Annotated in this window: 22 protein-coding genes and 5 pseudogenes; 10 read left to right on the top strand and 17 right to left on the bottom strand. The window is 55.3% G+C overall.

Annotated elements, in window-relative coordinates; genetic code table 11:
* Positions 1-10: 10 nt before the first annotated feature.
* The 4 genes and pseudogenes from EA473_RS19395 to EA473_RS19380 form a co-directional block, all read right to left on the bottom strand.
* The gene (locus tag EA473_RS19395) at positions 11-541 is read right to left on the bottom strand and encodes a hypothetical protein (RefSeq protein ID WP_124197290.1); all 531 of its coding nucleotides are present in this window, start codon (positions 539-541) and stop codon (positions 11-13) included.
* Positions 542-550: 9 nt separating this feature from the next.
* Complete coding sequence (locus EA473_RS19390) at positions 551-1,273, bottom strand: DUF7437 domain-containing protein (protein ID WP_124197289.1); 723 nt, start codon at positions 1,271-1,273, stop codon at positions 551-553.
* A 585-nt stretch (positions 1,274-1,858) separates the two neighbouring features.
* Positions 1,859-3,139: an RNA-guided endonuclease InsQ/TnpB family protein gene (locus EA473_RS19385; RefSeq protein WP_124197288.1), complete on the bottom strand. Its 1,281-nt coding sequence runs from the start codon at positions 3,137-3,139 to the stop codon at positions 1,859-1,861.
* Positions 3,140-3,191: 52 nt separating this feature from the next.
* Positions 3,192-4,190 (bottom strand): annotated as a pseudogene (locus EA473_RS19380) (transposase).
* 191 nt (positions 4,191-4,381) lie between these two features.
* Between EA473_RS19380 and EA473_RS19370 the strand changes: the two are divergent.
* Entirely contained in the window at positions 4,382-4,630 is a 249-nt protein-coding gene (locus EA473_RS19370; RefSeq protein ID WP_124197286.1) for a hypothetical protein, read from the top strand.
* Positions 4,631-4,695: 65 nt separating this feature from the next.
* On the opposite strand, the gene EA473_RS19365 is transcribed toward EA473_RS19370, so the two are convergent.
* From EA473_RS19365 to EA473_RS19355, 3 genes and pseudogenes are all read right to left on the bottom strand, one after another.
* Positions 4,696-5,034 (bottom strand): DUF7344 domain-containing protein, encoded by a 339-nt coding sequence (locus EA473_RS19365; RefSeq protein ID WP_124197285.1) that lies wholly within the window; start codon positions 5,032-5,034, stop codon positions 4,696-4,698.
* A 141-nt stretch (positions 5,035-5,175) separates the two neighbouring features.
* On the bottom strand, positions 5,176-5,844 hold the full coding sequence (locus tag EA473_RS19360) for a helix-turn-helix domain-containing protein (RefSeq protein WP_124197284.1): 669 nt from the start codon (positions 5,842-5,844) through the stop codon (positions 5,176-5,178).
* A gap of 246 nt (positions 5,845-6,090) precedes the next feature.
* A pseudogene (locus tag EA473_RS19355) lies at positions 6,091-6,264 on the bottom strand (ATP-binding protein); the annotation flags it as partial.
* An 84-nt stretch (positions 6,265-6,348) separates the two neighbouring features.
* Here EA473_RS19355 and EA473_RS19350 point away from each other — a divergent pair.
* On the top strand, positions 6,349-7,233 hold the full coding sequence (locus EA473_RS19350) for an IS1595 family transposase (protein WP_124197283.1): 885 nt from the start codon (positions 6,349-6,351) through the stop codon (positions 7,231-7,233).
* Between the two features lie 387 nt (positions 7,234-7,620).
* Here the strand turns inward: EA473_RS19350 and EA473_RS19345 are convergent, their stop codons facing one another.
* Positions 7,621-7,923 carry a DUF7344 domain-containing protein gene (locus EA473_RS19345; protein WP_124197282.1) on the bottom strand — a complete coding sequence of 101 codons (303 nt, stop codon included), beginning with the start codon at positions 7,921-7,923 and terminating at the stop codon, positions 7,621-7,623.
* A gap of 124 nt (positions 7,924-8,047) precedes the next feature.
* Entirely contained in the window at positions 8,048-8,734 is a 687-nt protein-coding gene (locus EA473_RS19340; RefSeq protein WP_124197281.1) for a helix-turn-helix domain-containing protein, read from the bottom strand.
* 222 nt (positions 8,735-8,956) lie between these two features.
* Between EA473_RS19340 and EA473_RS19335 the strand changes: the two genes are divergently transcribed.
* Together EA473_RS19335 and EA473_RS19330 are read left to right on the top strand one after the other, a co-directional pair.
* Positions 8,957-9,157, top strand: a complete 201-nt coding sequence (locus EA473_RS19335; RefSeq protein WP_124197280.1) for a hypothetical protein — start codon at positions 8,957-8,959, stop codon at positions 9,155-9,157.
* Positions 9,158-9,192: 35 nt separating this feature from the next.
* Positions 9,193-9,393, top strand: coding sequence for a HalOD1 output domain-containing protein (locus EA473_RS19330; RefSeq protein ID WP_279387677.1), 201 nt, complete (start codon positions 9,193-9,195; stop codon positions 9,391-9,393).
* Between the two features lie 344 nt (positions 9,394-9,737).
* Here the strand turns inward: EA473_RS19330 and EA473_RS19325 are convergent, their stop codons facing one another.
* Positions 9,738-10,115: a response regulator gene (locus tag EA473_RS19325; protein WP_124197279.1), complete on the bottom strand. Its 378-nt coding sequence runs from the start codon at positions 10,113-10,115 to the stop codon at positions 9,738-9,740.
* A gap of 222 nt (positions 10,116-10,337) precedes the next feature.
* Here EA473_RS19325 and EA473_RS19320 point away from each other — a divergent pair, with 222 nt between their 5' ends.
* Both EA473_RS19320 and EA473_RS19315 read left to right on the top strand, forming a co-directional pair.
* Positions 10,338-10,820: an Lrp/AsnC family transcriptional regulator gene (locus EA473_RS19320; RefSeq protein ID WP_124197278.1), complete on the top strand. Its 483-nt coding sequence runs from the start codon at positions 10,338-10,340 to the stop codon at positions 10,818-10,820.
* A 99-nt stretch (positions 10,821-10,919) separates the two neighbouring features.
* On the top strand, positions 10,920-11,171 hold the full coding sequence (locus EA473_RS19315; protein ID WP_124197277.1) for a HalOD1 output domain-containing protein: 252 nt from the start codon (positions 10,920-10,922) through the stop codon (positions 11,169-11,171).
* Positions 11,172-11,300: 129 nt separating this feature from the next.
* On the opposite strand, the gene EA473_RS19310 is transcribed toward EA473_RS19315, so the two are convergent.
* Complete coding sequence (locus EA473_RS19310; RefSeq protein ID WP_124197276.1) at positions 11,301-11,537, bottom strand: hypothetical protein; 237 nt, start codon at positions 11,535-11,537, stop codon at positions 11,301-11,303.
* Positions 11,538-11,825: 288 nt separating this feature from the next.
* On the opposite strand from EA473_RS19310, the pseudogene EA473_RS19305 reads away from it, so the two are divergent.
* Positions 11,826-12,485, top strand: a pseudogene (locus EA473_RS19305) (IS4 family transposase); the annotation flags it as partial.
* 44 nt (positions 12,486-12,529) lie between these two features.
* Positions 12,530-13,630 (top strand): annotated as a pseudogene (locus tag EA473_RS19300) (IS630 family transposase); the annotation flags it as partial.
* Here the strand turns inward: EA473_RS19300 and EA473_RS19295 are convergent.
* From EA473_RS19295 to EA473_RS19275, 4 genes are all read right to left on the bottom strand, one after another.
* Positions 13,625-14,875, bottom strand: a complete 1,251-nt coding sequence (locus EA473_RS19295; RefSeq protein ID WP_124197275.1) for an RNA-guided endonuclease InsQ/TnpB family protein — start codon at positions 14,873-14,875, stop codon at positions 13,625-13,627. The pseudogene EA473_RS19300 and the gene EA473_RS19295 overlap by 6 nt on opposite strands.
* A gap of 533 nt (positions 14,876-15,408) precedes the next feature.
* Entirely contained in the window at positions 15,409-17,211 is a 1,803-nt protein-coding gene (locus EA473_RS19285) for a hydantoinase B/oxoprolinase family protein (protein WP_124197274.1), read from the bottom strand.
* Positions 17,204-19,285 (bottom strand): hydantoinase/oxoprolinase family protein, encoded by a 2,082-nt coding sequence (locus tag EA473_RS19280; protein WP_124197273.1) that lies wholly within the window; start codon positions 19,283-19,285, stop codon positions 17,204-17,206. Before EA473_RS19280 ends, EA473_RS19285 begins: the two co-directional genes overlap by 8 nt.
* Positions 19,282-20,487, bottom strand: coding sequence for a Xaa-Pro peptidase family protein (locus EA473_RS19275; RefSeq protein ID WP_279387676.1), 1,206 nt, complete (start codon positions 20,485-20,487; stop codon positions 19,282-19,284). The genes EA473_RS19280 and EA473_RS19275 overlap by 4 nt, the downstream gene beginning before the upstream one ends.
* Positions 20,488-20,642: 155 nt before the next feature.
* On the opposite strand from EA473_RS19275, the gene EA473_RS19270 reads away from it, so the two are divergent.
* Both EA473_RS19270 and EA473_RS22890 read left to right on the top strand, forming a co-directional pair.
* Entirely contained in the window at positions 20,643-21,785 is a 1,143-nt protein-coding gene (locus EA473_RS19270; protein ID WP_124197271.1) for a Cdc6/Cdc18 family protein, read from the top strand.
* A 59-nt stretch (positions 21,786-21,844) separates the two neighbouring features.
* Positions 21,845-22,110 (top strand): annotated as a pseudogene (locus EA473_RS22890) (DUF3006 domain-containing protein).
* A 457-nt stretch (positions 22,111-22,567) separates the two neighbouring features.
* Here EA473_RS22890 and EA473_RS19255 read toward each other — a convergent pair.
* Positions 22,568-23,122 (bottom strand): DUF4208 domain-containing protein, encoded by a 555-nt coding sequence (locus tag EA473_RS19255; RefSeq protein WP_243645319.1) that lies wholly within the window; start codon positions 23,120-23,122, stop codon positions 22,568-22,570.
* Positions 23,123-24,877: 1,755 nt separating this feature from the next.
* On the bottom strand, positions 24,878-25,075 hold a 198-nt coding region (locus tag EA473_RS19245; RefSeq protein WP_133306931.1), incomplete at its 5' end, for a transposase.

Here is a 25,075-nt window from a genome sequence, read left to right as displayed (position 1 = left end):
GTTGCGATACTCAGATCAATCGCATTGAGTCACTGGAATCGTCTCCAATGATATCTGCTAGACCGTAGACGGAGATTACATTAGTATAGCCCTGTGCGGTGACTGCATTTTCGATTCCTTTTCGAGCTGGCTTATCATCGGTCAGTACGACCACGCCCGTTGTTGAGTGGTCTCTGACATACTGGATGGCCAGTCCCGCGAGGATTGCATCTGTTTTTTCGACCTCGTGTTCTGGCTTGCCGGTTTCGTTCGCGATCGTTCTCGTGGCGATATCACTTGCTGCAACAGCATCTCCATCTGTCGGCGATGATGCATCGATGATTTCGGCCCATCCTTCATCAAGAGCCGCCTGTACGCGATCCGTCTTTGGCCCACCAAGCTCTCCAATAACACGCTGAGGGAGTTTGCACACGACACCAGCGTTCCGGACAGCACTCCGGAAGCGTGCGTATTTCGGATTCGATGGGTGACCGATCGCAAAGAAGACGTTTGCGTCGACGACGACGTCTTGTTCGGAAGAGAGTAGATTGTCTCGGCTCATCCAACGTCCTCACTCGTGGGAATTTGACTCTGCTGGGGCTCCATCTACCTCGTCAAGAGACGGAAGATCCATCTGATCGTGGACATCCGGAAACAGATGCTCGAAGAACGGATCATGGGTTCGGCCAACAGTCAGTGCTGGCTCGAGTGCGTAGATGATCATCATCGCTTCGGTCTCACGAACGTCGATATCGGTCGCGACCATCCGCTGAGTCGTCTTCCCCGCGAAGTGTAATCCTGCACCCCGCAGCGCAGCGATGAGTTTGCCAGCACCGTAGCGGTCCATGAAGTACTCGACGTCCTCGTCAACTTCCTCCAGCGCAAGTGCGTGCAAGACCGTCGGCGTGATAACGATGGGGACGTACTGCTCGACGATGATGATCGGATCTGCGGTCAACTGCTGCGGACGCGTTGAGTCATCTTGATCGATGAGACCGAGGTCGACCAATTGATCGACGTACTCGTAGGTCGTCGACTTCGACAGCTCGAGGTCGTCCATGATTTCCGGCGGCGAAACCGGACCCCAGTAGCAGACGTAAACATACACACGTGCCAACGCCGGCTGATTGAGGAGTTGAACGACTGTTTCGAGCCTGGGCGCGTTCTGTGCAAGCCTTGCTGGCTCGAGCGTCTCTTCGTCCATGATGTCCGTCGGTGGTGGATCTAAGACGTCGATCCCACCGTCAGGACGAATGCGATTCGTATCATCCATACTCCCTTGTTCGGAGTCCATGTACTTCAGACTACCGCCAACTCTTCTCGATTTTTCTCTACTCCTGGATGTCAATTCGAATTCTGCTGTTAGCGAAGTTATCTGATCGGTTTGAGCACGAAACGGTCACATCGACACGGTGCATCGAGATCCGGATCTGATGTCTCTGGACGAGATCGTGCCAACCTGTTCACGAGCTCTGTTCGAAGTTCCTCCCGACCGAGTGTCTCGATATGCCAACCAAGTCGAGCATCGTAGTGATGTTTTAAGAAGACCTCTCCTCGAGAGTTCTCTGCGGTATACTGTGTGCGTTTGATGCCCCAGAGATGTGACGACCGGTACTCGGCAGCGAGGCTATCATGTGTGAGTTCGATCAGAATCCACTCCACGTACGAGACGATCGAGACTCTGCTACGATCGTTTGGAACAGAGAGGTGTCGACGAGTCACCCGTGACGTGGCCGTTATCTCTCGAGGCGTCTTGTAGCCGACTCCCAGTTTCGGTGTTGGTGGTTCAGAATTGACATCCTCCACACGACTGAAGTCGTGGGGTTCCTCGCGTTGGGGGTCTGGCATCAGCACCAGCCTCCACGGAGGCAACTTTCTCCTACGCCGACCGTAGGATACTCTGGTCTGTATGCTCCTCGTTGGGACGGTGAGCGCGTGGTGACGCCGACCATCGGTGGTCGTCCCACTTGAGGCATACGGGCCGTGCCATCGGCCGTGGTACGTCTGCTGCGTGGCGTCGGAGGAACGTCTCCGACGCGGAGAGGTCCGCGTGTCCCTCGAAGCCACACGAACAGGTGAGCGTGTCCTGATGCCGAGTCGTGCGGTCGGTCGAACCGCAGTTCGGGCACGTCTGGCTTGTCCACGCTTCGGGGCGGACTTCGACGGTGATGCCGAACTCCTCGGCGGTACACGTCAGGCGGTCGATGAATGCGCGGAACGCCCAGAAGTTGTGCGTTTTCTGGTTCGCCCGCACCGACCAGTGCGTTTCCAGTACGTCGGTTAAGTCGCCGACGTACACCGTCGAAACGCTCTCCTCGTACAGTCGCTCGAAGAGGTCGCGAGCCAGCGCGTCCATGGCGTGGTCGCGCCGCCGCGTCCGTCGGCGGTACAGGCGTCGAATCCGATTCGACGTGTACCGCCCCTCTTCTCGCTTCACCTTCGATTGGTGTTCCGCAATCGTTCGAGTCGTCTCGCGGAACCGCTCGAAGAGGTCGCGCCCTTCGTACAGGTACTGCTGACCGGTCGTGGTTGTACAGGCGACGATGTTGTTTGCACCAATATCCAAAGCGGCGGTTTCGTCCGCCAGTGGTGAATCCTGTCGAGAATTGTCCGTTGTGACAGGCTGAATGGCTCTGAATCGGTCGTCCAACTCGTCGTAGTACAGTTCCAACCGACCGGGCTTGCCGTCCCACTTGGGACGGCCGCGCACTTCGAGGCGCAGCCGTTCGGTGTGGCCGAGTCCGAACTCGTCCTTGAGTTCCTTCCCGACCGGGATTTCGAGACGGGAGCGGTCACCGAGTTCCAGCGTGTACTGGTCGCACCGACCGTACCAGCGAAGGGTGCGGCCGTCCTCCTCGTTGCCCCAGTACCCCGGCGGCCCTGCGGGTTCCCCTTTCTCCTTGGCCGCGAAGAACGAGCGCCACGCTTCGTCGTTTTTGTGCTTCATTTCCTTCGCGGCAGCCGATCCGAGAACGCCTATGTACCGGCCGTGGACGCGCGGGGTGTCCCAGACGCTTCCGTCAAGCTCGCCGAAAAATCGCTGACGGCGTTCGTACGTGAGTTCGTTCCACAGACAGGCCGAAGCGTCCAACACGCGAGACAGAAGCTCCTCGTCCTGCGGCGAACGGGGCGCTACGTCGAACGTGTTGGATCGTTTCACTGTCCTGTTTGGGATTCGATGTACGCTTCAAGAGCGTGTCATAGAATCCAACTCATAGCTTGAGTATTTCACGTCCCGGATCGTGTCCTCGCTCGTAGTTGGTGATTGCAATGACGATCCGAAGACACAGAGCAACGAACACTTCTGTTCATGCATGGACGCGGCCTCGGGCGCGAACGTGCCCGAGGCCGCAGTCCTTGACTGCATCGTTGGTTCGTTCGACTCCTGTTCGGTTGTTGTACGTCTCGTCCAGAATAGATTGTTTCAGCTGAACGTCCTCGCTGTGTTCCTCGATTCGGTCTTCGGCCCTGTACTCGATGTTTTTCGGATCGTCAGAGTTTCGTGGATTGTATGGGGCGATTGGCACGACCCCTGCGGCCAGCAGGTGGTCGTGCCAATCGAGGATGTCGTAGGCGCTGTCTCCAAGCATCCAGATCGGTGTATCGACGGCGAGCGCGTCACGGGTGACGCGCATCGCCGTCTCTTGGTCTGCATGTTTGGCTTGGGTGAACTCCGCCGCGATCGGGATCTTTGCGCCGGTTGAGACGATCGTACAACCGAAGCCGTAGTAGTACTCTTCGGCTGTTGGATCGTAGTTCCATGAGGCAGCGTCGTTGTACTGGATCGCTTCGACGTGGGTCGAATCGATGGAGTACGTCGAGTCGAGCAGGCCGCGGGCGGCGGCCTGCTCGACGAGTCTGTCGAAGACATCGTCGATGACGTGTTCGAGGTCAGTGAGAAACCGATCAATCGTGTCTCTCGATGGCGGTTTCTCAAGTCCGCAGTAGTACCAAGCGAGGCCGTGCTGGAGTTCTCGTGCAACCGGTCGTGTGCCGTAGATATCCTTGTAGTAGCAGTGGAGAAAGCCGCGAAAGAGGTCTGGTGGCTGGTGGACTCGTGTTCGCCCCCTCGAATCGGGGGCGAACACGTCGTACTCCAGCAGAAACTCGAACTCAAGGTGCTCGAACAGCGGTACTGTCTCGGTAGCCGCGACATTCAAGAAGTCGTCTACCGAAGCTACGTCTTGCAGGGTTGCGCTGGTGCTGGACACACTTTCCGCACCCTGCTGCTTCGTACGTGACGCTTTCTATGACACGCTCTACTACCCTACTCGACAAATTGACGTCCTGCTTGAAAGGATCCAATCGTGTTCCATCGGATTTTTATTCGGGGAGTTCAAGATTACAGTGATTGCACAGGGGTGGGTAGAGATGAAAAAACAGTCACTAGGCACGGATACAGATGAGTAATTCTGACGATCTACCCAGTATCGGAGCTGACACAGTCATTGAACGCGAGAAGACGTATCAACACGAGACGTACGGCTTAGTAGAGGTCGCGGGAATTTGGAAAGGCATCCAGGGCGTCGATTCGACCCGTGAAGCGAACGAGAAGGACGTCTTTATCGTCCGGTATTCTACGAAAGAAGACGGAGAGCAAATCGATGAACTCACGGACACGTTAGACGAGTTCCTCGATTCTATCGAATAGGTCTAAACAACCTAAGCTTTCTCGGGTGTTCGCAGCTTCGGGATAGGCGACGTAGAATTACCGTTTCACGCCCCAAAGTCTTGGTTGAACTGGATTAGTTCTGAAACCCGTGGTAGCTTTTTGATTCCGTTCTCGTTCAGGGCTACCTTGGACGATTCGTGTGAGTACTGTACCAGATCGGTGTCGACAAGTTTCGGAAGGTGAACGTGACATAGAACTATTCTAATCTCCTCCACCGTTTTCCTTCTATAGCCGCTGTCGAAATCAGCCCGTTTTTTGATTCGAGACGCAAGTTCGTGCACACTCAGCGTATTCTCTTTGTACAGGATTGAGAGCGTGTGGCGTCTGTACTCGTTTGTAAGCGTTTCCAGCAACGAATCTACCGATGGTTTTTCACGGGTCATGGGAATTCCTGTGATCGCCGCATATGGGCATTGACTGCTAGCGGGAGAGTAACAGGGGCTGTACTATCACATCTTTAAATCAGGGTGCGTATGTTCACAGGGAGTCGAGGCGAATGCCACGGGGTTTGGCTCCGAGGCGGTTCACAGCTGCGCGTTTGAAGAGTCTGATTCGATGATCAACGTGTTACCGATCAGGGAGTGATGGGCTCGGCTCAATCGTTTAGATAGCGATTGTTGGGTGATATCCAGTTCATCAGCTACCTCTTCAAGTGAGGATTCACGCGGCGTTTCGAAGTATTCTTTGTGCCATGCTGTCACCAGGGCCTCCTGTTGTTTCGGGGTCAAACCGTATTGTCCGCCGGTTTTCGGCTGTGAAAGATCGTACAGCTGTTGCAGGTTAAACGCGATTCCGTTATCCTCGCAGTAGTCCTGAAATTTGTCGAGTTGTTCTCTGTCGTCAAACCGAATTCGGAGCTCCCACCGTTCGTCAGTTCCGGTGGCTTCGAGAACGACGGCTTTGATCTCAGTGTAGATGTAAACGACTGATTCGATATGACTAGTCCACTCGGCACGGTATAGCGCAGACTCCTCGAACTGATCCAGTTGCTCCAGGTTTTGGATGGACGGATCGTCAGCGACTGCGTTTTCGAACCGCGTTGGATGCCTTCCTGAAACCCAGAAGTACGGTGTAAGCACTTCTTCAGTAGCAACGACGCGTTCGATTTCGATCACCATATCGGAGACGGTGTCCAGTGTTTCGTGCAGTGCAAATGCGTTCGATGGAACGAAGAATTCACCGAAAACGCTCATACAGACTGCAGAGGGTTTGCGGATAAAAGTGGTGAGATTGATCAAACAAACCGACAACCCAGCGCACCGATCCATTATCATATAGACCCCTCACGAAGATAACTCCAGATAGTAGGATATGAATGAGTTGCGTAGTGCGAGTCTACGTGAGACGACTCGATCAGCTTATATATGTAAGCTGTATGGATAAATAATGTATAGTTCCAACTCTGTTATACGGTATTTCTGCACAGTACTCGCGCAAAGTCACGGATCGACTGCCGAGAGTGTAAACGAGAAGGTTGCTCCATCGTCTGGTCCAGACTCGACCCAGATCGTGCCATCGTGACGCTCGACGATCCGTCGACAGAGTGCGAGCCCAGCTCCTGTTCCAGCGTGTTCTTCACGTGTATGCGGCCGTTGGAATACTTCGAACGCTCTTCTGTAGAAGATTGTTGATACTGCTCAGCTATCGCTGTGGAATCGAAGAGAGCAAGGACACCGCGTCAGCGGTGTCCGTTAGGCATGATTCCGCTCGATGTGTTTGGCTCGGAATCGGTCGCAGCGGACCTGTTGGAGCAGGTTCGCTGGCGTAACGGTGTTACTTGCCCTCGCTGCCGTTCTGACCTGACGGTCAAGAACGGCAGCTATGGGCACTTTCAGCGCTATCTCTGTAAGAATTGCGACCGCACGTTCAACGACAAGACCGGCACGATCTTTGCCCATTCGAAAGTTGCGCTCAGGAAGTGGCTGTTCTCGATTTACGCGTTTCTCCGGTTTAACACGAGTCTTCGCCAACTCCAGCTAGAAATCGACGTCCAGTACAAAACGATCTACCAGCGCGTCGAGCGCTTCACGAAGGCGCTCGACGCACCTTCGCTCGACCTCGTTGGTCTGGTCGAAATCGACGAAGTCTACGTTTCTGCAGGGCTGAAAGGCCGCGAGCGCGACCAAGAGTCGCGCTCGCGTGGCCTGTCCACGCGTGGGCGAGGATCGTACGATCAAGACAAACCGCCGGTGTTCACGATCGTCGATCGTGGCACCGGCGATCGATACGTGATCCCAGCGAAATCAGCCGACGAATCGACGATTCGGCTCCTTCTCGCAAACCGCGAGAAGGAGCCACTGACCGTCTACACCGACGGATTTCGTGACTACGATCCACTCAATGAGGACGACGCATTCGACCGCGAATACGTCGTCCACGGCGACGGCGAATATGCGGACGACGACGTTCACGTCAATACCTGCGAGAGCCACGGATCGCTGCTGCGACCGTGGCTCTCGCCTCATCGAGGCATCTCTAAGGACAAGCTCACACAGTATCTCCGAGCGTTCCAACTTCGACGAAAGCTACTGCGGAAACCAGGAAGAGAGGCGCTCAAACACGCCATCAAAGCCACGTTGTGAAATCAACAAAGTGCTACACAAGAGCGTACTTCGAAAATGCGGTCTTGGTCGTCCGGGTCGATAGCGGAATCATCAAAGAGTTCTGGTTCAAGTACGTATAGCTCCCGCCTATTCCCTTCATTTGCGATTTGTATATCAAATACATACCCCTCACTTTCTGAACTATCTGCCTGAGACGCCGATACGAGTGTAGCTATTTACCATCCATAGGATGGTGTCATAGAACGATTCTCATGCCGTTTCTTTCGCCCCATCCAAACTGAACTATCCGTTCACTACGCCTGCGTAGTTAGTGCCCTGAGTCCTATCAAATCTGGATGATGTATTCGGCCGTGCAGGATACACAGCACGGGTTCAGCAGCAGACAAATAGTTATTTTTGAGAGTATTAGAACGTGTCGTTGGGGATTTGGTCCCTGTTGTCGCTGAGTAATCGAACCACCGGTTCGATCTCTTCCCAATTTGGCCCCTTTACGATAGTCCCGTGGTCCCTATCCCACACAATGTAGCCCATGTCATCGAGTTTTGGGAGATGCGTGTGAGTAAGCTGCAGCTCCCGTACCTCGGCCTCTTGCACATTATCCTTCGTCATCACCTCTGGTTGGTCCACCGGATTGTGATCCAGAAGTTCCACAAGCACCTGCCGCCGCGCTCGACCCCCAAGGGCTTCGGTTATGTCATCAAACCCCATGTGTAGTCTCACGTACCTATACAGGCGTCCCAAACGGTTCCTTTCGCTGCATGGTGGACAAGGTTGTTATTCAATAACACCCGGGCCAGTAGTCCTCTCGCCCGAGTTGAGAGGGTTGTGGCGATCAGGATTCTTGGGGCTGTTCGAACTCTTCGGCGAGCTCCTCTTCCATTGCGATGAGCGTGTTTTCGGTGAGCGTTTCGATCGCCCGGCGCAGTCGTTCTGTGACGGCCTGATCGGAGATCCCGAGATCATCGGCCAGATCCTGCGTGGACATTCGCCGTGGAATGGAGTAGTACCCACCCTGAACAGCGCGCATCAGCGTTTCACGCTGGGCTTCTGTCACCCCGTACCACATGCCGGTTCCCGGACGGACGGGATTGTAGATGCGTCCGACTTCGAGGTGAATGTGGGCGTTCGAGCAGTATTCCTGAAACTCACTGAGCGCCTCGTGCGTGGGAAACCGAATCTCGAACTCCCACGTATTGAGCGTTCCAGTAGCACTCAGGAGCTGTCCCTGTAGATCGATAATCCCCTGTAAGAACACGTCGCGGCCGATGTTCCAGTCCAGCGAATACAGCCGCTCGTCGTCGTGGCGCGTCACTTCTATGATGCGTTCGACCGACGGGTGATTCTCGACGTTTTGCTCGAACGATTCTCGGACTGCGTCACTCACTGAGAAGAACGGAACGGCTTTCTCCCCCAGCGGGACCATGTTTTCGAGTTCGATCGTCCCGGTTTCTTCCAGTTCGAGGATCCGGCCGAGTTCGAACGAGTCGGCCGGGATCCGAAGATGCGCGATGACTGCCATTCCTTGCTAGTCGTTGGAGTTCGAGACGTGTAAAGATAGGCAGCATGGTCTACCAGCCCTGAGTATATAGCATGGTGTGCCATGCAAAACGGCAGAGATATGGGTGTGGCGTCCCTTGGCGAAGAGGGACCGAACGCCCTGCGCGAAGTGTGACCCAGTTGTGTGGATGTGGTCGTGGGTTTGCTTCCATATCTTCGGGTCAAGGATCGTGGCCCACCTATCATGACACGAGATCAACCCGGTGACGGTTCGATTACCAGCGCCGACGACTTCGAGGCCGCTCTCGCCGAGGTGGTCGAGAAGGCCGTCGAGGCTGATGTGGACGTGCGCGGTGCCTGGGAGTTTCGAACGCGAGGGTCAACCCACGAGTGGGAAGTAGAGATAATCGAACTGGCCAGATACGACGATCAAGAAGAGGGATGACCAGTGTGTACAGATCCAATAGAGTCAGTTGATCTGTGAGTCTTGCAGTCGTGATGGCTGTCGCACAGCGAAAGGGAACCCCCGTCGAGGAGTTGCGACCGCTGCACGACGTTGTCGATCCGGACGCGCTTGACGCTTTGTGTACCGCCGCGGAAGTTTCGGTCACGTTCTCGTACGACGGCTATATAGTCACCATCAACGGCGATGAATCGGTTCATCTCGAAGAACACTCCTGACTCGGTCGCACAGTCGAAGTTCGTCCTGTAGCAAAGCCGTGCTCCCAGCCGGTCCACCACTGATGATGAAATAGCCGCTATATTTAGACCCCGATTCGTAGCAGAATCCATCTACATTGCTGTCAAGGATGTCAAATAGTATCTCTACCCTGGTGTTTTTAACCTGGTTGACTCTGAAGGAAATGCTGGGCGATATATCCTCTAACCTCTATAGTTAGCAGGCAACTTTTGACAGATACTAAAGAGTTCGGCGATTGCTCAGGTGACTGCTTCCCCTGCACCTATTGTTCGTCGGGTAGTCGTAGAGAGGATATACGAACGTTCTATGACATCCTCAACGTGTATCAAGCAGACGTCGGTGGAATGCGTGCTTTGTCGAACCAGAAGTCTTCAACTGAGCGTATGAGCGAATCGAATTCACCTGGCCCAGTTGGCTTCGTCAGGTACGCGTTGGCGGCCAGTTTGTAGCTTTTGACGATATCCTCTTCAGCTTCTGAACTCGTGAGCACGAGTACTGAGAGGGCGGAAAGGCCTGGCTGGTCTTTCAGTTCCGCGAGCACGTCAAATCCGCTTACTCGGGGCAAATTCAGATCCAAAAGCACAATGTCCGGATACGGATGTTCCTCGGACGAGGATTGATCTCTCAGCACGGTTAGCGCCTCATCACCATCGCTGACACCGACTCCTGATTGATCCTCCCCCTTTTCTGTATAGGAAACCATACTGTAGAAGCGGGCTACGAATCAATTGCCCAACTACGATTCGTTGGCCCGGATTTCCCCATAGCACTGTGCCAATCAGTATTTTCTCTGTACTTACCGTTGTTGGGTAGTCATAGGGTGGGTGTGCGAACTGTTCTATGACACCCTCATCCATAGTCCTCCTTTCGCTGAAGACGACGTGTCCAACCGGGTTTGATAGTGTTCGACCGGGTGAGTACGGGCATGGCTCAGGACGGACTCGAACTGGACGAGACCGACAAAGGAATTCTCCAACTACTCCAGCACGATGCGCGAAATTATACGACGAAGGAGATCGGTGACGCTGTCGGCGTTTCCGACACAACTGTGAGCAATCGGATCGCTGCTCTCGAATCGGAAGGTGTCATCGAAGGATATACGGTCGAACTCGACTTCGAACGGATCGGCGTTAATCCGAAAATGCTTCTCGTGTGTACCGCACCGGCGTCGGAACGGGAAGCGTTAGCGGAGAAAGCAATCGAGATGGACGGTGTAACAGAGGTCCGGACCGTACTGGCCGGCGAGCGAAACCTTCACGTCACGACCGTCGGGCGCAGTATCGCGGAACTCTCCGAGATTTCACAGCGACTCGAAGGGATCGGACTGGATCTCCTCGACTCGGGTGTTGTAAAAAGTGCGCACCGGTGTCCGTTCGATCATTTGGGCGACGATGCGGTGAACCCGTGATCGTTTCTTTGGCTCCCGCCGGAAACGATGTTTCTTAATTCTGTTCGTCAATGCACAGCTCCCAAACATTAACCCGCACCCGGACGGTACGAGGCGTCGATGCCGCTCACTACGGAGACATCACCCAGCGTTGCCATCGTCACCGAAATCGCGCGACACGAAGGCGTGTCACCCGAAGCCCTGCAACCACCACTCTGGAAGGTAATCGATCCTGAGGCCCTCGATCGATTATTCGAGCGGACAGAGCAAGTCGGAACGGTTCGGTTCCACTATCTCGATTATGGCATCGAGTTCGATTCTGACTCGGGCGTCGAAGTTACGCCGATTGAGGAACCAGCGACTACGAGCTAATTGACGCCGTCCTCCGACACATCGTCCACGTTGAGATATCTCTCGATTCGAGAGGTGATCATCCGGTTCTATCTTCACGGACGGCGTCTATGAACTCGGTAACTGGTTCAATATACGTCTCACCATCGACTAGGTATTGAACATATCATAATATTGAAACTTGGCGGCTATAAGAGAAGAATATATTTGAATCACGAACAAAGCCGGAATCTCGGAATAGATGCCCTTCATGCCCAATCCTCTGCCGAAGAAGGGGCCACCACCGTTCTTCCAGAGGAAGTAAAGGACGGAACCGACGTCATCTGTCCATCCTGTGGCGGAACGATGCGACCACGGGGTCCATTTGATGATGGTCGCGCCCGCCATTTCTATCACGTCACCGCGGGCTCAGGGACTCCGACGATCAATTGCTCCGGAGGAGAGTCGGACCCGCATCGGAAGATGAAATCTCTCGCAGTATCGGCGCTGCGACAGCGGTTTGACCAATACGTTCGCTGCGAGCCCGAGGTCACCGTCGACGTTTCCAATACGCCGACGCTTATCCGTCTTTAGCTAAGCGAAGAACCACGTGACAGCGGCGGCTTATCGAGACATCTTTTCGAGAGGAATGAGGAGGCAACGGCTGTGTCCACCAATGCCTCCTCATCTCGGATTATGCGTCGGCTCACTACACTGTTTCCCTCTGAGTTCCTCGAAGAGCACGCCGAGGAACTCGGCGTGATCGAACGCGACCGCAAGCTCCAGATCCCTGCCTTCGTCTGGGCATTCGTGTTCGGCTTCGCCGCAGGCGAAAGCCGAACACTCGCTGGCTTCAGACGCAGCTACAACTCGACAGCTGATGAGACGATCTCTCCCGGCGGCTTCTATCACCGGTTGACGCCGTCTCTTGCAGAGTACTTCCGCTACCTCGTCGAGCACGGTCTCGACGAGGTCGCTGTCCCTGACACTGTTGACGCCGATATCGACCGATTCAGGGACGTGATGATTGCTGATGGAACGGTATTGCGGTTACACGAGTTCCTCACCGATGAGTTCCAAGCCCGCCACGAAGAGCAGGCTGGAGCGAAGCTCCACCTGCTCCACAATGCCACTGAGCAGACGATAGAACGGCTCGACGTGACTGACGAGAAAACGCACGACAGCACGTTGTTTAACATAGGGTCGTGGCTCGAAGATCGGCTCGTTCTGTTCGACCGAGCCTACTTCAAGTATCGCCGCTTCGCGTTGATCGATGAGAACGACGGCTACTTCGTGAGTCGGCTGAAAGAGAACGCAAACCCGGTCGTAACGGAGGAATTACGGGAATGGCGCGGTAATGAGTGATGGAAGTTATGGGCATGGGCTGAGATGGGCGAGTAATGGGAGGCGACCGGCGAGGCGATCTCGTTCGTCATCTGAGTGAGGAGGAGTTGGATCGTCTGCTGGACGAAGCAGACGATCCAAAGGTCATCAAGCGGCTCACCTTTGTCAAACGCCTCTACAAGGGCGCAACGTATGAGGAAGCAGCCGATGACGTTGGCAAATCTGCGTCGACTGGAAGTCGCTGGGCACGTCGATGGAACAATGGTGGACTTGGGCAGCTGACACCGAACTTCGGGGGCGGAAGGCCCCCGAAGCTCGGTGACGAGGAACAAGAGCGTCTGTTAGAACTTCTCCGGGAGGGACAGCCCTGGAAAGCACAGGAAGTTCATCAACTCTTGGACGAAGAGTTCGATGTAGAGTACCATCCGGATTATCTCGGCCGATTCCTCCGGAACCTCGGACTGTCCTACGCGAAACCTCGTCCAAAACGTCCCTCTCGGCCAGAAAACGCTGATGAAATCCTCGAAGAACGCGTCGCAGACGCGTTCGACGAGGACACAGAGACAGCGCATAACAAACGCCCTGAGGATGAAGACGAAGGCTGGGTCCTCGATGACGATATTTGTACGGATGGGGGTACTGTCGTCGGTTTTTGTGACGCTTCTCATCCGCAACCATACGACAATTCGCATCGACTGTGGTACGTCGATGATCCGACACTCGAACGACCGCTGGTGAAGCTTGACGAACCAGCGGTCGGGTGCTACACACTCAACGGTGAAAGCGTCCTGACGTTCCCTGAAGACCAATCGAAAGAGAACATCTGTGCGCTATTGGAGCAGGTCCGCGAGCAGAATCCGCGTTCCCGGATTCTGCTCGTCTTGGATAACTTCTCGTCTCACATCTGTGAACACACGCGCAAGCGCGCACATCAACTCGGTATCGATCTCGTCTTTCTTCCGGTTGGCTCACCGCATCTCAACCCAATCGAGCAGGTCTGGAAAGTGCTCAAACGCAATGCTTCGCCAATCGTCGTGGCGAGCGAGAGCGCGTTCCGCACTCTCGCTCGCCGTCTCTTCAACACCCTCACCGATCGACTTGGATTCGCTAAGTCCTGGATCGACCAGTTCCTCAGCCCGTATTTGCAAAAGTTATCTTATCATTACAGCGGCTTCGCTGAAGGTGGGGCTTCCTGTTTCGATGACGCGCTTTGCAGACACCGAATGGGTGTCCGTAGGGAGTGCAGTCTCCACAGGCGTGTCTTCGGGCCATCCCAGCCCTAACTCAGAAAAGCCGCGCTCCAAGACATTTACCGCCGCGTTCGCGTCCCGAGCACACTCGAACCCACACGACGGACACGAGTGTTCTCGAACCCAGATGGGTTTCGCCGTCTCCACATTACACTTCGCGCACTCTTTCGTCGTCCCAGCGGCTTCCACCTGAACGACGTGACAGCCGTACAAGTCTGCCTTATATTCAAGGAGGGAGATGAACTGTCGCCACGCTGCACCCTGTTTGTTCCGAGCGTTGTGCGACTGTTCCAACATCCCCTTCACATCCAAGTCCTCGACAAACACGGCGTCGTATTCGCAGACGAGCCACGTCGTCAACTTGTGCTGGTAGTCCAGCACCTTCCGACGGATGTGACGCTTGACCTTCGCCACTTCTCGGCGTTGCTTCTCGTAGTTGTTCGCCCCTTCTTCTTTCCGCGACAACTTGCGTTGTTCACGGCGGAGGAGGGCGTATTCGTCTTCGAGGTCGAGCCAGTCCACGATCTTGTCGTCACTAGTGTGGATGTAGTTCAGAATGCCGAGATCAACACCGACGCTGTTGCTCGTGTCGAGTGAATCTACGTCAGGTTTCTCGGGTAGATCGGCTTCATCGGTTTCGAGGCCGAAGGAGACGAACCAGTCACCAGTTGTCTCCTTCTTGATGATGACTTCTTTGATGGCTGCTTCGTCTGGGATTTCGCGGTGGTAGCGGATCGGGAAGTCGCCGATTTTGGAGAGCCAGAGCGTCGCACGTCGGCCACTCGTGTTTTTGAGTTCGAAGCCGGACTGCGAGTACGTCATACTCTGGAACTCACTCGGGGACTTCCACTTGAGTTTCCCGACCTTTCGACCGTTTTGCTTCTGCTCGGAGAGTCCATCGAGGTTCTGGTAGAACCGCGTAACGGTTCGTTGCAGAGCCTTCGAGTTGACTTCCGAGAAGACGGGGAACTCTTCTTTCCAGTCGGGGAGTCGGTAGTGGTGTTTGTACGCGGAGCCGATGTCGTCGGCGTCTACATTCTCGTACTCGTAGAGGGTGTAGTTGTACGCTTGGCGATGAATGTCGATGTGATGTTGCAGTTCAGCCGCTCCCTCTTTTGTCGGGTATGCAGGGTAGCGGTGACTGTATTCCATCGCTTCCTACTGGTTTGGGTTGTGTTTACTTAATGGCTTGTACTGTCGTGCGGCGATTCATCCCCTCCCTACTCGCTCGCAATACTCGCTCCTTGAGGAAGGGGCATTCTCGCCTCAATTCTGGTAAACACGCGGTTGCGAGCTGCTTCCGCAAGGATTGCGTCGCGGACGCGGTCGAACTGGTCGTCGACCGCGTCCGCGTCGAGTCCACGCAAATGGTAGAGGAGCGCCCGTGCAAGCGGGCTTCGAGCGGCTGCATCAATGGCAATATCGTCGCCACGGGCAAGCTGATAGGCTTCGCGCCAGTGTTAGCGAACTCATTGTCGAAGGCGATCCGAGCGAGGACTCGCTGGAAGTCCTCGCTCGGATATGTGTCGTTTGCACCGATCCCAAATTCTAGTTCCGGAAACAGCAGTGACGAAGCCGCGCGAGTCACCTGTGTTGCCTCGGTTGTCTCGACCATATCGAGACAACGACCCCGACGACAATCGTCGCTTGGCTACTTCAGCAACTACTATGAAGTCGTGGGTAGCTCAAGAATCCGCGTCGACAACCTCGAGGTCCGTGGGGGCAAGTTCACGTCGCAACTGCTCAGTCTGGTCGGTATTCACCGTTCCGTCCTTCGTTACTACAACCCCGTACTCCGATTTGGCTGCCTCAGGAGAAATCAGCCCGTTGCGAACGTCTTCGGCAACCGTCTCGACGGGGCGTTCGAGGGGATTCCCGTAGCCGCCGCCACCGCCTGCGACCTGTTTCCACGTCGTCCCCTTGGGGATACCCCCGACGAGCTCCTTTAGCTCCGGTTCGTAGGTGTCTCCGTCTGGGTATTCAAGTTCGAGCGCGTTCGGACTGCCCCGAAGGCCGTCAAAGAGACCGGGTGCCGCCGTCTCTGTGGAATCGCCGTCGCCGAAGATACTGGCCTCGACGCCATCGGCGAGGAATTCGAATTCGGTGCGAACACCAAGTCCGCCGCGCCAGCGACCTGCCCCAGCGGAATCTTGTTCGAACTCGTAGTGATGTAGGAAGTGGGGGTCTTGAATTTCGAACATTTCTGGATCCTGTGCGGCGATTGCTCCGCCCGAGGCGATGAGGCCGATGTGATCGTAACCGTCAGCGTTGTACGTGCCGCCGCTACCACCTTTCGTTCCGTTGAGGATGAGGTCGACGTATGGTTCATCGATCCGCGGATCGATACCGCTGACAAGTCCGCACAGGAGTGGGTTCCAGCCGGCGGTTACGCGCTTGGGAACTGCGTCTGCGAGTGCGTCCATGATCACTGTGCAAATCTGGTCACTGAGGTGATTACCGAACGCCGATGCCGCCGGAAAGTCCGGATTAAGCATCGACCCACTGGGGATGTCGATATCGACACACCGAAGGATGCCGTCGTTATGCGGGATGTGTTCCTCGAGGATCATGAATATGGTAATCATGACGGAACTCATTGTCACCGCTCGCGGTGCGTTAACGTAGCCTGGCGTCTGATCAGTAGTTCCGGCGAAGTCGAAGGACATCGTCTCGCCAGCGACCTCGATCGTGACGGCGATGGTCATTTCCCGTTCGTGATCGAATCCGTCGTCAACGACGGGTACCTCGCTTTCATAGGTCCCATCAGGAATCTCTTGAATGCCTTCACGGACCATCTTCTCTGTCGAATCGAGCAGTTCACTCTTGTGGCGATGGAACGTCTCGACGTCGTATCGCTCGAGGAGCTCGTGAAGGTTGCGCTCCCCAACCGTACAGCCGCCGATCATCGCGCGGACGTCGTCAGAGACGACGTCTAACCGAACGTTGCCGAAGATGAGTTCCCAGACATCGTCGCGACGCTCACCGCCGTCATAGAGTTTGACCGGCGGGATGCGTAGCGCCTCCTGCCAGATCTCCGTGGCGTCAGGATTGTACGATCCGGGAACGGAGCCGCCGACGTCGGCCTGGTGGGCGTTGATCACCGTCCACGCCACGAGTTCGTCCTCAACGAAGACGGGTTTGAGGACCTTCCAGTCGGAGGGCTGATTCCCGCCGGTGAACACGTCGTTGTGAAGCATGACGTCGCCCTCGTTGATATCTCCCTCGAAGGCGTCGATAACCTGCTGGACGCCAGGCGCCGTTGCGTACCCGAGGATTGGGATGTACTCTGTCTGGTGGATCAGGACGCCGTTGGCGTCATAGATTCCTACAGAGAAGTCTCGGCCCTCAACCAGCAGCGGCGACCGAGCGCTGCGTTCGATCGTCGTCCCCATCTTTCGGCCGATCCCCTCCAACCGAGACGCAATGACCGAGGTCACCACAGGGTCGAGCGAGTCGTCACGACCGGATTTACGTTCGTTTTCACTCATTGGAACCACCTCCTGCGTTCAAGACGAAGCTCCCGCGTTGGTCTGATTCACAGGTAAACGTTGACGGGACAACGATCGCCGTTGACGGCGACTCGATAACGGCTGGTCCCGGTATCGATTCGTCCGGATCCATCGTTGCTCCTTCGTATATTGTTGCTTCTACGGAGTCTTTCGAGACTGGGTCGCGGATTGTCCGCACTCCCGTTCGCGTGACGTCGCCGGTGATCTCCTCATCGTTGAGAACGCCCTCGCGGATGCCTTCCGCAGTGACGCGAAGTGAGAGGACTTCGAGCGGTTCTCCTTCCATTGCGTAGCCGTAGAGACTCTCGTGCTTTTCGTCGAAGCGATCGGGAACTCGATCCAGTTCACCTCGTTCGATCTCATCCATTGGTACGTCGATCGTTAGTTCGTGATGTTGGCCGCGATAGCGCAGGTCGATCGCGGGCTGCATGCGCTGGTGTTCGCGGGCAACGCCCTCATCATCAAGGGCCTCCCGTCCTTCCCCGACCATCTCATAGATCGTTTCGCGAATGGTCGGCGCATCGATGTCTGCCCACTGGTCGTGGAAACCGCGGACGTAGTCATGTCGAAGGTCAGCCGTTAGCATGCCAAACGCTGCAAGAACTGGTGATATTTGGGGAATAATAATGGTCTCAATGTCCAGTTCGTGTGCAATACCAGCCGCGTGGATAGGTCCGGCTCCGCCGCCAATCGCGAGTGGGAACTCGCGCGGATCGTAGCCGGCCGAGAGTGTAATGTCCTCGATAGCCCTAGCCATGCTGAGATTGATGATGTCGAAGATGCCGGAGGCGGCTTCGTTGAGGTCGTAGCCAAGTTCGTCCGCGACGGACGCGACCGCCGTCTCGGCGGCTTCAACATCAAACGTCCCGTCGACGAATTTTTCCGGGTTAAGGTAGCCAAGCAAGAGATCGGCGTCGGTGCAGGTAGGTTGCTCACCGCCACGACCGTAACACGCTGGTCCGGGATCGGCGCCGGCGCTGTCGGGCCCGATCCGGAGCAAGCCACCGTCGTCGACCCAGGCAATCGAGCCGCCGCCAGCACCGATCGTATTCACGTCACACATCGGTAACGAGACGGGTTGGCGGTTAATTTCTCCGTCGGTCGTCACGTTTACGCTACCGTCGCTGACGAGCGAGACGTCGAAACTCGTCCCGCCCATATCGGCCACGACCGCCCGGTCGAACCCGAGGTCCTCCGCGAACTGGTTTGCACCAACTGGCGCCCCCGCAGGTCCCGATAAGACAGTGGTCGCTGGCCGTTTGATGACTGAACCCGGTGGGGCAATCCCGCCGTTGGATTGCATGATCTGGAGCGACCCGCTGAACCCGTTCGTTTCGAGGCGCTCCTCAAGCGCGTTCAGATAGCGCTCGACGACCGGGCCGACGTAGGCGTTCATTGCCGTAGTACTCACCCGAGAGTAGTGGCCTGCCTCCGGGAGGACGTCACTCGAAACGGTTACGAACGCGTCGTCGACGGTCTCTTCAATGAAGGTCTCAGCCTGCGTCTCGTGCTCGCCGTTAGCGTAACTGTGCATGAAACAAATGGCGACTGCGTCGACGTCATCGAAGCCCTCAGCCGCTGTTTCGAGAGAGTCAGTATCCAATGGCGTGACGACATCGCCGTCTGCGTTGACTCGCTCGGTTACGCCCACACGCCGGTGACGTGGGACGAGCGGTTCCGGGGGTTCGTACTTATTATTATAAAGGTTCTCCCGGCTTCGGATGCCCCGTCGCATTTCGAGAACGTCGCGAAATCCTTCGGTCGTGAGGAGGCCCGTTGTCGCACCGTCCCCTGTGAGCACTGCGTTGGTGGCGATCGTCGTCCCATGGACGATCAGTCGGGTGCGATTCAATAGTGACTCCCGGGAGATCCCGAACCGATCTGCGAGTTCACTGATTCCGGTAAGTACAGCGTCAGATGGATTCGCTGGGGTCGAGCGTGTCTTGTGTTCGTACAGTGCGTCGGCCGTTTCGTCATAGGCGGTAAAGTCGGTGTATGTGCCACCAACGTCGATACCTAGGACAAGCTGATCGATCGGTATTGTCTCTGTCATCTGTCTGGTTTGATCGTTCGGAATGTTCGTGGGAGGCTGCTCAGTCGCTCGTAACCATCATCAGTTATTGCGTACGTGTCAGCCACAGAAGCCCCAATCCCCGATGATTCATCGCTGAAGTTCGGATGGACGCTAATCACCATGCCCGCCTCGAGCGTTGTGTCATTATTCACGCCGATTACCGGCTGGTCGTGATCGACACCAACACCGTGGCCGTGCCAAATTCCGGTCTCGACATCAACCTCAGTCGCAACTGCCTCGATCGCCTGGGCGACATCTGCAGCCGTGTTACCTGGATGCAACGCATCCTCTGCGGCTGAGAGAGCGTCGTAACACGCCTCGCCGACCTGCTGTTTCCGCTCGGACACATCGCCGACGGCACAGGTGATCGCCCGTTCGGTCCAGTAGTCGTTAGGACCGACGACCTCGGAGTAAACCGTCAGCAGGTCTCCCGGTTCGATCGGGTCTGCAGTCGGCCGATGAAGGAAGTATGGCCCCTGACCGACGAACGTCAGTACCTCCTTGGCGCCCCGTGATTGTGTCACGTGTTCCATCTCGCCACGGAGTTCCCAACCAGTCATGCCGAGGTCGGCGATTTCAAGAAATCGCTTAATCGCTGCGTCACCAATGTCAGCACTCTCCCTGACCATCGGGAGTTCAGCGGGTTCTTTGATCGTCTTGAGTCTGCCGACTGTGTCTGTAGCGTCAATCAGTTCGACATCCGGTAACCGGTCGACGAGGTGGCGGTAATCCTCGACGTTCATGATCTGGTTCATACCTGCGATACCGACGCGGCTGACATCGTGCTCGTCGGCAGTCAGTCGGGCAACGAGTTCCTGTCCGAGTGCGGGTTCGCCGGCGATTACGTCGCCTGTTCCTGCCTGGACAGTTTCGAGTCCCGTTCGGTTCTCTGCAAGATACGCGTCCGCCCGCGTCGGCAGAATGAGTGTCGGCGGTTCTTCTGGGAAGATCACGGCGTACGCGGAGCGCAACACCGTGAAGTACTCCGCGAAGTACGTCAGGTACCCGTATTCGGTGATCATGCCCTGGTGCGCGAGGACTAGCGCATCGTAGTCGTGATCTTCCATCATCGTCCAGGCTCGCTCCCACCTTCCTCGGCGTAGTTCCGTCCGATCCGGTGGTCCCGTGCCCTCTGCTGTGTTTATCTCGGTCGTTGTCTCGTGGTTGCTATCTGTTCCCATGCCACAATATGGAATTGATGGGTATATGCAAAAGTAGGGCGTTTCCGGCCACGTTCTCCCCGAATTCACGTGAATCTTCGAATTTCTCTCGATTCTCATCATTCACACGAAGCAACTCCCAAAATACTTATATATGGTATGGTTGAGGAATAAGTATGCGGTGGATGGATTACGATCGGGCGGTCCCTGACTCGCTCGACGGCAATTCCGTAATGTCGTCCACCGCCCAGTTACGAACGAGGGAACGCAACCGAATCGAGTCTGCACTTGAGCCGAATGTGGCAGGAGAAGTGCTAGGATCGGTACTTATCTTCGGGCGGGCCGGCTCAGGAAAAACGGTCACGACTCGTCAGGCGATTGACGGCGTCAGGCGACGCAGCTCTGGCCAGGTCGGAATGACATGGGTTGACGTATCGGATGGCGAGACGTCCTATCAACTCGCTATCCGACTCCTACAAATGCTCGAGATGGATAATACCCTTATTCCCGTCAATCGGCATGATCGTGAGACAATCAAAACACGGCTCCGGAAGAAAATCTCAGAGATCAAAACGCCACAAATCCTCGTGATCGACGGTCTCGACGCCATCACGGATCCGATGGTGATCCACGACTGGATCTGCAGATCTCCGCGCCACAAGGCGGCGCCCGGCCCGCCGCTTAGTCTCGTGGAGATCGTCGATCACGAACGCGGACTCGAAGTTTTCATTGGATCGGTCGATGACCGATCATACGACCAGCGGATTGAATTCGAACCGTTCTCGCGAACTGGTCTGATGGAAATCCTTGACACATGGATTGACCGGAAAGGCTGGGCACAATCGATAGAGTACGGTGTGGTCGACATGTGTGCCGCTCTTATTGCGCAGGATCAGTCGAACGCGAGACGAGCACTGGCTCTCCTCAATCTGACTCGAACTGTCGCAATGGAAGAGGGGACGGAGTCCGTTACGACCACACATGTCACGAGGGCATATGACCGTCTCCAATGTATCGAAGTCGATATCCTTGTCGCTGATCTCTCCGTTCAGCGACGACTTGTCCTACTCTCACTCATCACGGTAGATGAGCGGCGTATGACGGCCATCTACGATCGGTACCGGTCGTTGGCTCGCGAGTACGGTCGACCTGTCCTTACTGAACGGGCCGTCCATGATCACCTCACAGAACTTGAGCGCGATGGTGTCCTCACCACTAGCGAAAATCGAACCGGATCCCCCGGGAACTATCACACATACGAATTACTACCCGATGAACCGCGCTTGAAGCGGAGACTTGAAATTAATGTCGACGGGTAAAGCTGAGCGTGTAGATGAAGCTACGACGTCACTGCGGTTAGAAGTGGTTCAATTCCTGAATCGAATCATCGCAATGCTGCTTGCAAGGCTGTACTGCACCCCGTGTTCTCCTACTCGAGGAGGGCTGCGAAACTATCGATCAGCTCGACATCGACGTAACGAGACTACCGTCGGAAAGCCAGCATGAAGGGCAGTTCTTGAGATTGCTGTTGAAGCGAGCGAACTCCGCGAAGCCGAATATCTTCCTGAAGTCACACAGTCTCGAAAAGAGTCTGCACAGGAGCGCCTCGATCGTTTCTCAACGAAGTTATCGGATCGGGAGTAACCAAGTTCAGTCCGTAATTGTCTCCTCAAGCTTTGCAGGGAGTCGCTGCAGGCAAATCTCCAGGAAACTCAGCGGTGCTTCCGCCTCGAGGTGTCCCGGTTCGTGGACTAGGTCCTCATCAGTCTTGATCTGGAAATGAGTTGTCCCAAGGTCTTCGTGGTCGTTATCTTTGTGCCATCCCAGACTGACTGCATCGTCGGCCCACTGCACACGCTGGACATCAGTGCCAGCACGGGGACGCCAGGCAACCTCAAAAGTAGCCTGCTGCCGCCGGAATCTTCTCCCGAGGAACATCTCCGTATCGACGTCAGCAGCAACAGACCGGGGACGGAGTCGTGACGGTCGATATTGGACGTTGGAAAAACCGGGTTCTTTCTCGAGGCGTTCTTTGATCCGACGAAGTCCTTCGCGCCGAGTGAACCCTCGGCCACCAGCAAGAAACAGTACCATCTGTGTGTTAGCCTTCCTGTGGAAGCGTCCCCGTACCAATCTCCCCGATACGCGGATCTGCGTCAAGCCTCGTCAGTGAACTCTGGAGGCTGATGGCAAGCTGAAGCGCTTCCCGTACCTGAATGTTGTACTCCCATTCCTCGATGGCCTCAAGGCGCTCACGTCGATCGCTGGACGATAGATCCTCACGCCCAATACTCCGGCGAAGTTCTTCGAGTGATTCGACATCGTACGTTGATTTCCACGAGTCGATTTCGTCACCGATTGCACGCAACTCGTCGGTGAGTTCATTCACAGACTGTTCTTCAGCGAGGGTGCGGACTTCGCGGAGGAATTGCGTTACGTCATCTGGCTTGTAACACGTTCCGTCAGCTGTTTCAACGATCTCAAGGTCGCCCTGATCGGCCATCCGCTCGAGATATTTGGCGGCTGTATCCCTCGAGACATTTGCCTCTTCAGCAATCCAGCCGGCATTTTGTGGCGTCGTTCGAGTCAACGCAACATGCCTGACACGGTCAGCAGCGTCCATCTCTGCTGGCCACGCATGTGAGTGATCGCTCATTGGTCCCTGTAGAGTTGCCTCGTACTAATAGTTTGGTATTCTTCCGAATTATTTCGTATCCTCCGCTGAGGAAGTCGACGGAGAGGTTTGAGAACAAAGCGGTCACACCGACACGCCACGTCACGAGGCGGATCGGATGTCTCTGGACGAGATCTCGATAATCGGCTTACGAGTCCCGTTCGGAGTTCCTCTCGGCGGAGTGTCTCTGTGTGCCAGCCAAGCCGAGCATCGTAGTGTTGCTTCAAGAAGGACTCCCCGTTGGAGTCCGCTATAGTATATTGTGTTCGCTGTTGACCCCAGAGATGTGACGACCGGTACTCAGCGACGATGTTTTCATGTGTGAGTTCAACGAGCACCCATTCGACAAATGAGATTAGTTTTGTAGTGCTTCGATCATTTGGTACGGTGAGTTGAGAACCGGCGTCAGATTCCCTGGTTAAATTATTTCGAATTGATGCAGACTCAGGACTAACTGATTGTGGTTTTTGGGACCTCATCGTTTACAGGGAGAATGATGTTACTCCCCCGCCATTCAGGGAGCAAGAAAAATCTTAACTGATATTCCTCAACATTATTATGGTGTCATATCCTGATCCGCTGCGATACGTACAGGTCAGGGTGTTACCGGACCAGCTACCAATACCTGTACAAGACCGTGCTATTGGTGATAAGTACAAACAATAGATATGTTCAAGCATATACAGTTGCATTGATGACACCGAGGGGGTTCAAATGGGGAACCAACAACCAACAGAGGGGGAAATTTGGATAGTTCCCTCGAAGAAGCAACGCAGGCAGAAGTTGATGCAGCAATGGAAGAACTGGAGCAAAACGAAAAGAACGCAGACGATATTCTGATCGGCTGAGAGTGAGACGCAGTACAGATGGGAACCAAAATGAAATCGACAACAGTCTGTTCCGATGGGGAGCATACACCCGCATGGAATCCAAAAGAGGGAACAACCGTTTGCGAAACCTGTGGGCGGACAGGTGCTGAAATTGTAAACGAGCTTGGGCACAGTCTGTATCCCTAATTTCTGATCCACGTGACCACTCGCCATTATTTCATTTGCCCAACAGTTATATACTTAGTCGTATGATTGATTATGGCGGCGAGGGACCGGCCGTCTGTCGCTGCCACTAATGAAAGACGCTCCGGACGAGACAATCACCCTCGCTACTAGCCTCAACGCATCCGATCACAGTCGGCCGCCCAAGGAATGGGGGGCTTGGACCTCAGCCGATACGCTATTTCGAGTGGGGGCTTTGCAACGCTCGAGCATCGGTATTATGAGCACGCTGGGTTAATCGAGAGGTCCCTAAGTGGCTGGGCTCGAGGATCCGTACCGACCGGTAGGCCGCTTCGACGAGATAATGAGATCGAGTTGCTCGTGTGAAAGAGCTCACGGTGAACGGATTTGTGGGGCTTGGGTGGGTGTTAGCTGTTTAGGCAGGACGATCGGCCGGATAAGGTGATCGTCATCCCCCACACTCCAACAGTTCGTGGTGTCTCGTTTGAATATACGTGGGGGGACGAGGAGTGATCGACTATTGACGAAGCCCCTTTTCCTCGTCCATTACCACACAATAAGTTCCAACCACATAATATTATATAGTATTTAACAATTATTTCTTTTGGATATTCGGATAGGAAGACCTTCGAGGAGTAAGTCCTCCGTGGTTCGATCGGGGTAATCAACAACTTGATTTCTGAATAGTGGGCCGTGGTGAATCGCTATACGGCGCTTGATTTTACTACTTGACGGCACGCTTGATGTTGTAGACGACACACATCAGGACAATTTCACGGAACTCTCGATACCAGCTTCGCGCACGCACGGCGTCGCCGAGCGTGCGCTTGATCACTGAGAAGACGGTCTCAGACAATGCTCTCTGCCCGTAGAGAGTCCCATTGATCCGCGCGTTATGCGCGTGATCGATGGGACGGAACTC

The organism is Natrarchaeobius chitinivorans (genome assembly GCF_003841505.1).
Classification (GTDB): Archaea; Halobacteriota; Halobacteria; order Halobacteriales; family Natrialbaceae; genus Natrarchaeobius; species Natrarchaeobius chitinivorans.
The sequence above is the reverse complement of the archived record's forward strand: the minus strand, read 5'-3'. Positions and strand labels throughout refer to the sequence as shown.